General features: G+C 65.6%; 8 protein-coding genes. 7 read left to right on the forward strand and 1 reads right to left on the reverse strand.

Features of this window, described 5'->3' with window-relative positions:
- The first annotated feature begins 86 nt into the window (after nt 1–86).
- Entirely contained in the window at nt 87–1,700 is a 1,614-nt protein-coding gene (locus RSW2DRAFT_RS03965; protein WP_008028278.1) for a GMC family oxidoreductase, read from the forward strand.
- A gap of 100 nt (nt 1,701–1,800) precedes the next feature.
- Here the strand turns inward: RSW2DRAFT_RS03965 and betC are convergent, their stop codons facing one another.
- On the reverse strand, nt 1,801–3,321 hold the full coding sequence (gene betC, locus RSW2DRAFT_RS03970; protein ID WP_008028280.1) for a choline-sulfatase: 1,521 nt from the start codon (nt 3,319–3,321) through the stop codon (nt 1,801–1,803).
- A gap of 190 nt (nt 3,322–3,511) precedes the next feature.
- On the opposite strand from betC, the gene RSW2DRAFT_RS03975 reads away from it, so the two are divergent.
- From RSW2DRAFT_RS03975 to RSW2DRAFT_RS04000, 6 genes are all read left to right on the forward strand, one after another.
- A complete protein-coding gene (locus RSW2DRAFT_RS03975; protein ID WP_008028282.1) occupies nt 3,512–4,948 on the forward strand; it encodes an alkaline phosphatase PhoX in 1,437 nt (478 codons plus the stop codon).
- A 151-nt stretch (nt 4,949–5,099) separates the two neighbouring features.
- Nucleotides 5,100–7,097, forward strand: a complete 1,998-nt coding sequence (locus tag RSW2DRAFT_RS03980) for a CocE/NonD family hydrolase (RefSeq protein ID WP_008028283.1) — start codon at nt 5,100–5,102, stop codon at nt 7,095–7,097.
- Between the two features lie 101 nt (nt 7,098–7,198).
- Nucleotides 7,199–8,782 carry an ABC transporter substrate-binding protein gene (locus RSW2DRAFT_RS03985; protein ID WP_008028285.1) on the forward strand — a complete coding sequence of 528 codons (1,584 nt, stop codon included), beginning with the start codon at nt 7,199–7,201 and terminating at the stop codon, nt 8,780–8,782.
- The gene (locus tag RSW2DRAFT_RS03990) at nt 8,779–9,747 is read left to right on the forward strand and encodes an ABC transporter permease (RefSeq protein ID WP_008028287.1); all 969 of its coding nucleotides are present in this window, start codon (nt 8,779–8,781) and stop codon (nt 9,745–9,747) included. The genes RSW2DRAFT_RS03985 and RSW2DRAFT_RS03990 overlap by 4 nt, the downstream gene beginning before the upstream one ends.
- Complete coding sequence (locus tag RSW2DRAFT_RS03995; RefSeq protein ID WP_008028290.1) at nt 9,744–10,562, forward strand: ABC transporter permease; 819 nt, start codon at nt 9,744–9,746, stop codon at nt 10,560–10,562. Before RSW2DRAFT_RS03990 ends, RSW2DRAFT_RS03995 begins: the two co-directional genes overlap by 4 nt.
- Nucleotides 10,555–12,201: an ABC transporter ATP-binding protein gene (locus tag RSW2DRAFT_RS04000; RefSeq protein WP_008028292.1), complete on the forward strand. Its 1,647-nt coding sequence runs from the start codon at nt 10,555–10,557 to the stop codon at nt 12,199–12,201. The genes RSW2DRAFT_RS03995 and RSW2DRAFT_RS04000 overlap by 8 nt, the downstream gene beginning before the upstream one ends.
- The last annotated feature ends 31 nt before the right edge of the window (nt 12,202–12,232 follow it).

Genomic DNA, 12,232 nt, shown 5'->3' on the forward strand with positions numbered 1-12,232 from the left:
GATGCGCGGGGGCGCCCGGCCTTGCGGCGCTAGTCTGGTGGCAAGGCCGCATCGGGTATGTGTGCCGGAAAAACGCCGGAGCGGGTGTGGACGAGACCGATTTCATCATCGTGGGCGCGGGGTCAGCGGGATGCGTGCTGGCCAACCGCTTGACGGAATCCGGCAAATTCCGGGTGACGCTGCTGGAGGCGGGCGGCTCGGACCGGCGATTTTTCGTGGCCTTGCCATTGGGTTACGGCAAGCTGTTCTACAACCCTGCGGTGAACTGGCTTTACAAAACCGAACCTGACCCCGGTCTGGCCGGGCAAAGCGACCACTGGCCGCGGGGCAGGCTGCTGGGCGGGTCGTCCTCGATCAACGCGATGGTGTGGATCAGGGGGCACCGGGCGGATTACGAGGAATGGGGGGCCGAAAACCCCGGCTGGGGCTGGCCGGACGTGCTGGCCGCCTATCGCGCCATCGAGGATACCGAGGCTGGCGGCGATGACTGGCGCGGCACCGGCGGGCCACTGTTCATCGCGGCCAATCGCTCGGGTTTGCATCCGCTGGTGCAGGACTATGTGGCGGCCTGCGAAAGTGCGGGGCTGCCGTTCAACCCGGATTTCAACGGCGCCGAGCAGGAAGGTTGCGGCAGCTACCAGATGACCATCAAGGCCGCGCGACGCAACTCGACGGCGCGGGCGTTTCTGCGACCGGCGATGCGGCGGGCCAATCTGCGGGTGGAAACCGGGGCGCAGGTGACGCGGGTGCTGATCGAGCAGGGCCGCGCGGTGGGGGTGGAATACCGGCAGAGCGGGGTGACGCGCGTCTTGCGGGCGCGGGCCGAGGTGATTTTGGCGGGCGGCGCGGTGAACTCGCCGCAGCTTTTGCAACTGTCGGGCATCGGGCCGGGTGGGCTGTTGCAGGGCCTTGGCATCCCGGTGCTGCGCGACAACCCCAATGTCGGCGACCATCTGAGTGACCATCAGGGCATCAACTACACCTGGCGGATGCAAGTGCCGACCTATAACGACCAGTTGCGTCCGTGGTGGGGCAAGCTGCGGGCCGGGTTGCAATATGTCTTGGGCGGGAATGGGCCGCTGGCGAAATCCATCAACCACGGCGGCGGGTTCTTCCGCACCTCGCCTGATTTGCCACGCCCCAACATGCAACTGTATTTTCAGGCGTTTTCCACCCTGATCCCGCGCAATGGCGAACGGCCCTTGCTGACGCCCGACCCGTTTTCCGGCATGTCGATCGGGCTTTCCAACTGCCGCCCGACCAGCCGCGGCCATATCCGCATCCGCTCGGCCGACCCATTGGCGCATCCGGCAATCACCGCCAATGCATTTGCCACTGAACATGACGTGGCCGAAATGCTGGCGGCGGTGAAGTTCCTGCGCCGGATCGCGGCACAACCGGCGATGGCCCGGCTGATCGCCGAAGAATTGCGCCCCGGCCCTGCGGTCACCAGCGACGAGGCGCTGACCGACGATTTCCGCCACCGCTCCGGCACGGTCTATCACCCCTCCTGCACGGCGCGGATGGGGCCGGACCCGGCGACGTCCGTAGTCGATGCCCGGCTGCGGGTGCATGGCGTGGATGGCCTGCGGGTGATCGACGCCAGCGCCTTTCCCAACCTGATCGCCGGCAACACCAACGCGCCCGCGATCCTGATGGGCTGGAAAGGTGCCGATCTGGTGCTGCAAGACCGGCGCTAAGGCTTTCACCTTTGCACAAATATCCCCCGCGGAGCGTCCTGCCTCTGCCGCAAGAACCGCCGCTCATCGGGCGTGACCGCCCTCTTCGCAATCCGGCGTCCTATTCGCCGCGCGGAAACCGCTTGAACTCTTCCAGCACGTTCAGGTCCATGTGGTTGCGCATGTAGCGTTCCGAGGCCTGCTGCAACGGCTGATGATCCCAGGGGAAATACGCCCCGTTGCGCAGCGCCTCGTAAACCACCCAGCGCCGCGCCTGGCTTTCGCGCACCGCCGCGTCGAACCGCGGCAAGTCCCAGCGGGCATCGGCCAGGCCGCGGAAATGCGCCAGCATCGCGGCCCCCCGCGGGTCGGCGGCGAGGTTGTGGCGTTCCTCGGGGTCGGTTTCCAGATCGAACAGCACCTCGGGGTCGGCAGCGCAACGGACATATTTCCAGCCTCCCTGCCGCAGCCCGACCATCGGGGTGATCGAGCCTTCGGCGGCATATTCCATCGCCACCGGGCTGCTGCGGGCAAAGCCGCGCGCCAGCGGCACCAGGCTTTCGCCGTCCGTCCACGGCATCACCGCTTCCATCGAAATCCCCGCCAGATCGCACACCGTCGGCGTCACATCCAGCGTCGAGACCGGGGTTTCCACCAGGCCGGGCTCCAACCCTGCCGCGGAAATCATCAGCGGCACCCGGGCCGCGCCTTCGAAGAAGTTCATCTTGAACCACAGCCCGCGCCGCCCCAGCATCTCGCCGTGGTCGGACACGAACACCACCACCGCTTCCTGTCGTGTCGCCTCCAGCACCGCCAGAACCTCGCCGATCTTGTCGTCGATATACGAGATGTTGGCGAAATAGCCCTGCCTTGCGCGGCGGATATGCTCGGGCGTCACCTCGGTGGCGCGGAAGTCGCAGGCATCCAGCAGGCGTTGGGAATGTGGGTCCTGATCTTCGTAGGCGATGGCCTCGGGCGGCTCCAGATGGGCGCAATCGTTGTAGAGATCCCAGTATTTGCGCCGCGCCACGAAGGGGTCGTGCGGGTGGGTGAACGACACCGTCAGGCTCCAGGGCCGGGGGTCGGCGCCGCGGGCCAGATCGTAAAGCTTCTGGCAGGCCATGTGGGCCACGTCGTCGTCATATTCCAACTGGTTGGTGATCTCGGCCACGCCGGCACCGGTGACCGAGCCGAGGTTGTGATACCACCAGTCGATCCGCTGCCCCGGTTTGCGGTAATCGGGGGTCCAGCCGAAATCGGCGGGGTAGATGTCGGTGGTCAGGCGTTGCTCGAAGCCGTGCAACTGGTCGGGGCCGACGAAATGCATCTTGCCGGACAGGGCGGTCTGATAGCCCGCGCGGCGCAGATGGTGGGCGTAGGTCGGGATGTCCGAGGCGAACTCGGCGGCGTTGTCATAGACCCTTGTGCGGCTGGGCAGTTGCCCCGACATGAACGACGCGCGGGCCGGGGCGCAGAGCGGCGAAGCGGTATAGGCATTGGCAAAGCGCACCGAGCGGTCGGCCAGCGCCCGCAGGTTGGGGGCATGCAGCCAATCCGCCGGGCCATCGGGGAACAGCGTGCCGGTCAGTTGATCCACCATGACGACCAAAATGTTGGGCAGGATGTTGGGTTGGTCGGTCATGGCGGGCTCCGGCTGTGGCGGTTGGGGTGCAGCCTAGCCATCCAACCGACCGGGCGATAGCGCAGAAAAGACCGCTCCGGGCGCGGATACGAACTGCGCAGGCCCGTCATCAAAGCGTCTTTGGCGGGTCAAATGGGCGTTACCGAAAGCCGTCATGGCTCGGGCGACCCTCGCAGCCATGGAGACCATGATGAGAACGACGATCCTCGCCACCCTGCTTCTGACCGCCGCTCTGCCCGCCGCCGCCGAAGATTTCGGCGTCATGGTCGATCAGATGCTGGCCGAGAAATCCGCAGCCCTGTTCGGCATTGCCAAGCCGCTGGCCGAAAGCGCCGCGGAAAGTGCCGAATTCGGCTATCGCAAGCCCGAATCCACGGCTGCCGACAGTGTCGCGCTGGCCGAGGGCCTGACCGCCAGCTTCCTGACCCGCGATGCCGCCGATTCCACCGACATGATGGCGTTCTTCCCGGCTGACAATCCGACCCACATCATCGCCTGCGTCGAAGGCGATGCCGAAGAGGTGGCGGCCGGCAAGATGCAGCCCGGCGTGCAGCGCATCGCACTGGCGGATGGCAAGGTTGAAACCATCGTGCGCGGCACCTCGTCCTGCGACGGCATCCGCACCACCGCCTGGGGCACCATCCTGTTCACCGAAGAGGATGACCGCGGCGGCGCCTACGAGCTTTACGATCCGCTGACCACCACCAACGTCACCATCCTGGACCGCGACACCGGCGAAAGCTCGGACCCGGCCAAGGTGGTGCGCCGCATGGCGCTGCCGACGATGGCCTGGGAAGGCATCGAGGTGATGGCCAATGGCGTGGTCTATGCCGGCGACGAGTTGCGCCCCGGTGACGGCGACCTGATCGGCAATGACGGCGGCGCGATCTTCAAGTTTGTGCCCGAAACCCCGGCTGCGGGCGGCATGATCACCGATCCGGCGGCCTCGCCCTTCGCGGCGGGCAAGCTCTATGCGATGCAGGTGTCGTGCTATGGCGACAAGGTGCAGTTCGGTCAGGGCTGCGAAACCGGCGTTGCCGGCTGGATCGAGGTGAAGGCCAACAAGGCGCGGGCCGAGGCGAACTTCAAGGGTGCGACCGGCTATTATCGCCCCGAGGACCTGCACGCCGACTCCAGCTATACCGGCGAAGGCCTGCGGTTCTGCTGGACCAACACCGGCAACGAAGGCGCGCAAAACTTTGCCGAAACCATGTGCGCGGTCGATCTGGCGCCGATGGAAGTGAAGATGGGCGAGAAAGACGGCAAGGAGTTCTTCAACACCTCGGTCGTGCGCTTCATCGAGGGTGACAAGGACATGAACGCGATGGACAACCTGGCCTTCCAGCCCGGCACCGGCGTTCTTTACGTCATCGAGGACCATGACAACGGCGATATCTGGGCCTGCCTGCCCGATGGTGCTGACCGCAACCTCAAGACCGACGGCTGCATCAAGGTTCTGTCGGTGAAGGACACCGGTGCCGAGCCGACCGGCTTTGTTTTCGCGCCGGATGGCAAGACCGCCTATGTCTCGATCCAGCATTCCGACGACAGCGCGATGCCGAAGGTCGATGATTACGGCACCGACGATGTGCTGGTGATCTCGGGCTTTGGCGACGTGGCCAAGTAACGCCAGCAAACGTTGTGAAGCGATAGGAAGGGGGGCGGAAACGCCCTCCTTTGTCGTATTCCGGCCGGGAAGTGGCGCGAACGGGCGGGGATGTTGCGGGTCTGCGGCATCAGATGAGGCAGCACGTCAGAAAAACCGGGAAAGGCAGGGCATGGCCGTCAGAACCGCGTTTGCACATTCGATTGTCGAACATGAGGACATGGGCATCGTGATGTCCGATGGTTGCCGGTTGTCGGCGCGGGTGTGGATGCCTGTTGATGCCGGGGAAAACCCGGTTCCGGCGGTGCTGGAATACATCCCCTACCGCAAGCGCGACGGCACGCTGCCACGGGACGAGCTGATGCACCCCTATGTCGCGGGGTATGGTTATGCCTGCGTGCGGGTGGACATGCGCGGCAATGGCGACAGCGAAGGGCTGATGGACGACGAATACACAGCACTTGAACTGGCGGATGCCTGTGCGGTGATTGGCTGGCTGGCGGCGCAGCCGTGGTGCAGCGGCTCTGTGGGGATGATGGGAAAAAGCTGGGGTGGCTTCAACTGTTTGCAGACCGCCGCCCTGCGCCCGCCGGCGTTGCGGGCGGTGATTTCGGTCTGTTCGACCACCGACCGTTTTGCCGATGACATCCATTTCAAGGGCGGGTGTCTCTTGAATGAAAACCTCGGCTGGGGGGCGGTGATGTTGTCCTATTCCTCGCGCCCTGCGGACCCTGTGTTGCGGGCGGATTGGCGCGCGGATTGGCTGAAGCGGCTGGAGGCGCAGCCGTTTCTGGCGCCGCGCTGGGCCGGGCATCAGGCGCGGGATGGCTATTGGAAACACGGCTCGATCTGCGAGGATTGGGCGGCGGTGCAGGTGCCGGTGCTGTCGATCGGCGGCTGGGCCGACAATTACATGAACACCGTGGGGCATCTGCTGGAACATCAGCAAAGCCCGGTGCAGGGGATCATCGGGCCTTGGGTGCATCAGTATCCGCACACGGCGGTGCCGGGGCCGGCCATCGGTTTTCTGCAACTGGCGGTTCGGTGGTGGGACCGCTGGCTGAAGGGCATCGCCAATGGGGCCGAAAACGACCCGGCGTTGCGGGCCTACATGCTGCACTCCGCGCCGCCCGACGCCAGCGCCGCGCATCGCGCCGGGCATTGGCTGACCGAGGCGGAGTGGCCGTCCTCGCGGGTGCAGCGGCGGGTGATGCCGCTGTCGGCGGGCGGGGTGCTGGGCGGCGAGGGCGGGTCTCTGGCGGTGAAGGTGAAAACCCCGCAGCACCTTGGCCTGCATACCGGCGAGTTCTTCCCGATGGGGCTGAACGCCGAAATGCCGGGCGATCAGGCGGCGGATGATGCGCTGTCGGTGTGTTTTGATACCGCACCGCTGGACGCAGCGCTGGACCTGCTGGGAGCGGCGCGGCTGTCGTTGCGGCTGACCTGCGATCAGCCGTTTGCCTTTGTGGTGGCGCGGCTGTGCGATGTGGCGCCTGATGGCAAATCGGTGCGCATCTGCCATGGCATGCTGAACCTGCGGCACCGCGACAGCATGGAAGCCCCGATACCGGTGCCGGTGGGGGCTGCGTTTGGCGCAAGTTTCGATCTGGACCTGACCGGCTACCGCCTTGTCCCCGGGCACCGGCTGCGGCTGGCGCTTTCGACGACCTATTGGCCGTTCGTCTGGCCCAGCCCGAAGGCCGCGACGTTGACGCTGCTTTCGGGGGCGCTGGACTTGCCGGTGCATCGGGGCAGCGATGCCGAATGGACGCCGCCCGAACCCGAAGCCGCAGCACCCTGGAAACACCGGGTGCTGCGCCAGGGCAAGGCGGTGCGGCGGATCGAGACCGATCTGATTACCGGCCGCGTGGCGCTGCTGGTGGAAGACGACGGCGGCACGGTGGAGAACCTGACGCACGGCCTGATCACCGGCGAGACCATGGCCGAGCGCTGGCGCATCCATCCCGACGATCCCACCCAAGCCCATGCCGAAATCCGCTGGACGCAAAGCCTTGCGCGCGGGGCGTGGTCGGTGCGCACCGAGGCCGAGGCCGAAATGCGTGCCAGTGGCGATTCCCTGACTTTGACCGCGCGGCTGCGGGCTTGGGAGGGCGAGGCGCTGGTGTTTGACCGCAACTTTGCCGAGCAAGTGAGACGCGACCACATTTAGGCGGAATCCGACGCTTCTGGCCCGCGAAAAAGATTGTCGCAAACCGCCCGGATGCGCCATGCTCGGGCAAAACATAACAAGACATTCAGGGAGGAACACCAATGAAAGACGATCTTGCACGACTTGTGGACCGGATCGACGCCGCGCGGATCAGCCGCCGGTCGTTTCTGAACCGCACCGCGGCTTTCGGGCTGACGGCGGCGCTGGGCACCTCGTTCCTGCCGGGGTCGGCGCGGGCCGAACCGAAGCAGGGCGGTATCCTGAAAATCGGTCTGGGCGGCGGCGAGACCACCGATGCGCTGGACCCGGGGCTGGCCGATGGTCCGGCCTCGTTCGCGGTGGGGCGGCAGTGGGGCGACACGCTGGTCAACGTGACGGCCACCGGCGAGATCGAACCGTTGCTGGCGGAATCCGTGACTGGCAATGCCGAAGGCACGGTCTGGACCTTCGCGATCCGTCAGGGCGTGAAATTCCACAATGGTGCGGCGCTGACCACAGATGACGTGGTGGCAACGCTGAAGCGCCATTCCGACGAGGCCTCGAAATCCGGGGCCTTCGGGGTGATGCAGGGTATTACCGAGATCAAGGCCGATGGCACCAACGTGGTGGTGACGCTGGCCGCCGGCAACGCCGACCTGCCGTATCTGATGGCCGATTACCACCTGATCGTGCAGCCCAACGGCGGGCTGGATGACGTGAACGCCGCCATCGGCACCGGGCCTTACAAGCTGGTCACCGCCGAGGCCGGGGTGCATTACAGCTTTACCAGAAACACCGACGACTGGAACACCGCGCGCGGCCATTACGACGAGGTCGAGCTGCTGATCATCAACGATGCCACCGCGCGGTCTTCGGCCCTGCAATCGGGCCAGGTTCACATGATCAACCGGGTGGAGCCGAAGGTGGCCAAACTGCTGGGCCGCTCGCCCGGCGTCATGGTCAAGAACGTCTCGGGCCGCGGGCATTACGTGTTCATCATGCATTGCAATACTGCGCCGTTCGACAACAAGGACCTGCGGCTGGCGCTGAAATACGCCATCGACCGGCAGGAGATGGTCGACAAGATCCTCGACGGCTTTGGCGGTATCGGCAACGACATCCCGATCAATGCCTCGTATCCGCTGTTCGACGAAACGCTGGAGCAACGCCCGTTCGACCTGGCCAAGGCCACCGAGCATTACAAGGCCTCGGGGCATGACGGCAGCCCGATCGTGCTGCGGGTGGCCGATGGCGCATTCCCCGGTGCCGTGGATGCGGCGGCGCTGTTCCAGCAATCGGCGGCCAAGGCGGGTATCCCGCTGGAGATCAAGCGCGAGCCCGACGATGGCTACTGGTCCAACGTCTGGAACGTGCAGCCGTTCTGCGCGTCCTATTGGGGCGGGCGGCCGGTGCAGGACCAGATGTATTCCACGGCCTATCTTTCCACCGCCGACTGGAACGACACCAAATACAACAACCCCGAGTTCGACGCGCTGATCCTGCAGGCAAGGTCGGAAACCGACCTGGCCAAGCGCAAGGAGCTTTACAGCAAGGTGGCCCACATCCTGAACGACGACGGCGGCGTGATCTGCCCGATGTTCAACGACTTCATCGATGCCCATACCGACCAGGTCACCGGTTGGGAGGGCGATCCCAACTACGAAATGATGGGTGGCTTTGCCTCGTCGAAAACCTGGTTTGCGTGAGCCATCCCGGGCATCCGATCATCAAACTCGTGGTCCAGCGCCTGGCGCTGGGCCTGATACTGCTGTGGGCGGCCTCGGTGCTGATTTTCGTCGGCACCCAGATCCTGCCCGGCGATGTGGCGCAAAGCATCCTGGGCCAGTCGGCGACGCCGGAGACCCTAGCCAACCTGCGGGCCGAACTGGGGCTGAATGAACCAGCACTTGGCCGCTATCTGCACTGGGCTGGCGGCGTGCTGCATGGCGACCTGGGAAAGGCGCTGACCAACGGCCAGGACATCGCGCACGAGATGGCCGGGCGGCTGGCCAACACGCTGTTTCTGGCTGGTTGCGCCGCGGCGATCGCGGTGCCGCTGGCGATCTTTCTGGGCTTGCTGGCGGTGCGCTACCAGGGGCGCTGGCCCGACCGGCTGATTTCCGGGGTGACGCTGGCGACGGTTTCGGTGCCCGAGTTCCTTTTGGGCTATATCGCGATCTACTTCCTGGCGGTGCGGTTCCGGCTGCTGCCGTCGCTGGCCACGATCTATGACGGCATGACTCTGGGCGAGAAGATTTACGCGATTTCGATGCCGGTGCTGGTGCTGGTGCTGGTGGTGCTGGGCCACATGATGCGGATGACCCGCGCCGCCATCCTGAACGTGATGCAGTCGCCCTACGTGGAAACCGCCGAGTTGAAGGGCCTGCGCCCGTTCACCGTGATCGCCCGCCACGCCCTGCCCAACGCGGTGGCGCCGGTGGTCAACGTGGTGATGTTGAACCTCGCTTACCTCGTGGTGGGCGTGGTGGTGGTCGAGGTGGTGTTCGTCTATCCCGGCATGGGGCAGTACCTGGTCGATCACGTCAGCAAACGCGATGTGCCGGTGGTGCAGGCCTGTGGCCTCGTGTTCGCCGCGGTCTATATCGGGCTGAACCTGCTGGCGGATGTGATCTCGATCCTGGCCAACCCGCGGCTGAGGCACCCGAAATGAGGCGCATCCCGCTGGCAGCGCTGATCGGCCTTGTGTTCACCGGCGGCTATTTCTTCTGCGCCATCTTTGCCGGATGGATCGCCCCCTACGGCATGGCCGAAGTGGTGGGCGACAGTTGGGAGCCGTGGTCGGCCACCCATTGGCTTGGCACCGACTCCATCGGCCGCGACCTGCTGAGCCGGATGATCTGGGGTGGCCAGACCACGATTTTCGTGGCCACCGCCGCCACGGTGCTGTCGTTCACGCTGGGTGCCAGCCTTGGGTTCCTCGCGGCGGTGCGCGGCGGCTGGGTGGATCAGGTGCTGTCACGGCTGGTCGACCTGGTGATGTCGATCCCGTCGCTGATCTCGGCGCTGGTGGTGCTGTCGGTGATGCCGGTGACGCTGCCGATCCTGATCCTGGTGATGGGGCTGCTGGACGCCACCCGGGTGTTCCGCCTGAGCCGCGCCGTGGCGGTGGACATCACGGTGATGGATTATGTCGAGGCGGCACGGCTGCGCGGCGAGCGGCAGGGCTGGATCATCTTCCGCGAGATATTGCCCAACGCCCTGTCGCCGCTGATCGCGGAAATGGGGCTGCGCTTCATCTTCATGGTGCTGTTCATCTCGACCCTGTCGTTCCTCGGCCTTGGCGTGCAGCCGCCGATGGCCGACTGGGGCGGCATCGTGAAGGAAAACAAGGAGGGCATCGTCTACGGCATCCCGGCGGCGCTGATCCCGGCGTTTGCGATTTCCACACTGGCGATCTCGGTCAACCTGGTGGCGGATTGGGTGCTGACCCGCACCACCAGCCTGAAAGGCGGGCGCGGTGCCTAAACCCCCCGAAATCGTGCTGAAGGTGCAGGGTCTGCGGATCGAGGCCACCTCCTATCCGCCGGGCGAGGCGCCGCGCGAGGTGGTGCTGGTGCAGGATGTGTCCTTCGCGCTGGAAAAGGGCAAGGTGCTGGGGTTGATCGGCGAATCCGGGGCGGGGAAATCGACGATTGGTCTGGCCTCGATGGCCTACGGGCGCGGCGGGGTGCGGATCACCGGCGGCCAGGTCTGGCTGAAGGGCCGCGACATCCTGCAGGGGCGCGCCCGTGATCTGCGCGACCTGCGGGGGCGGCAGGTCACCTATGTGGCGCAATCGGCGGCGGCGGCGTTCAACCCGGCGCGGCAGTTGATGGAACAGGTGATCGAAACCACCCTGAGCCATGGCCTTGCCACCCGCGCCGAGGCCGAAGCCCGCGCCGTGGCACTGTTCACCCGGCTTGGCCTGCCCAACCCCGAAAGCATCGGCAAACGCTATCCGCATCAGGTGTCGGGCGGCCAGTTGCAGCGGGTGATGACGGCGATGGCGCTGTGCCCGCAGCCCGACCTTGTGGTGTTCGACGAGCCGACCACGGCGCTGGACGTGACCACGCAGATCGAGGTGCTGGCGGCGATCAAGGAGGCGATCCACCTGACCGGCGTTGCGGCCTTGTATATCACCCATGACCTTGCCGTGGTGGCGCAGGTCAGCGACGACATCATGGTGCTGCGCGGTGGCCGGATGGTGGAATACGGCACGGTGCAGCAGATCATCGAGGAGCCGCGCGAGGAGTATACCCGCGCGCTGGTCTCGGTCCGTTCCATTGATCATGCCGAAAAGGCCGATGGCGCGGCGGCGGTGCTGTCGGTGGCCAATGTCACCGCGCGGTATCGGGGGACGAAGTTCGACGTGCTGAAGACCGTCACGCTCGATCTGCCTGCCGGGCAGACCCTTGCCGTGGTGGGCGAAAGCGGGTCGGGCAAATCGACACTGGCGCGGGTGATCACCGGGCTTTTGCCCGCCGCCAAGGGACGGATCACCTTTTCGGGACGCGTGCTGGCCCCGGCCTTGGCCGACCGCAGCAAGGACGATCTGCGCGAGTTGCAGATGATCTACCAGATGGCCGACGTGGCGATGAACCCGCGCCAGACCGTCGGCACCATCATCGGCCGACCGCTGGAGTTCTATTTCGGCCTGAAGGGCGAGGCCAAACGCGCCCGGGTGCAAGACCTGCTGGAGCAGATCGAGATGGGCCGCGGCTTCATCGACCGCTACCCGGCGGAACTGTCGGGCGGCCAGAAGCAGCGGGTCTGCATCGCGCGCGCCCTGGCCGCCAAGCCGCGGCTGATCATCTGCGACGAGGTGACTTCGGCGCTGGACCCGCTGGTGGCCGATGGCATCCTGAAGCTGCTGTTGAACCTGCAAGCGCAGGAAGGCGTGGCCTATCTGTTCATCACCCACGACCTTGCCACCGTGCGCGCCATCGCTGACCGCATCGCAGTGATGTATCGCGGCGAGGTGGTGCGCTATGGCCCTAAAAGCCAGGTGCTGGCGCCGCCGTTCGACGACTACACCGACCTTTTGCTGTCCTCGGTGCCCGAGATGCAACTGGGCTGGCTGGAAAACGTCATCGCCACCCGCAAGATGCACAGCGCGGGCAACTGACCTACGCTTGCTTCAACTCTGCCCGGCGCTC

This window comes from Rhodobacter ferrooxidans (assembly GCF_000176015.1).
GTDB classification, from domain to species: domain Bacteria; phylum Pseudomonadota; class Alphaproteobacteria; order Rhodobacterales; family Rhodobacteraceae; genus Pseudorhodobacter_B; species Pseudorhodobacter_B ferrooxidans.

Coding starts and splice junctions, on each gene's coding strand:
- betC (WP_008028280.1), bottom strand. CDS start 3,321: ATGACCGACCAACCCAACATCCTGCCCAACATTTTGGTCGTCATGGTG.
- RSW2DRAFT_RS03975 (WP_008028282.1), top strand. CDS start 3,512: ATGAGAACGACGATCCTCGCCACCCTGCTTCTGACCGCCGCTCTGCCC.
- RSW2DRAFT_RS03980 (WP_008028283.1), top strand. CDS start 5,100: ATGGCCGTCAGAACCGCGTTTGCACATTCGATTGTCGAACATGAGGAC.
- RSW2DRAFT_RS03985 (WP_008028285.1), top strand. CDS start 7,199: ATGAAAGACGATCTTGCACGACTTGTGGACCGGATCGACGCCGCGCGG.
- RSW2DRAFT_RS03995 (WP_008028290.1), top strand. CDS start 9,744: ATGAGGCGCATCCCGCTGGCAGCGCTGATCGGCCTTGTGTTCACCGGC.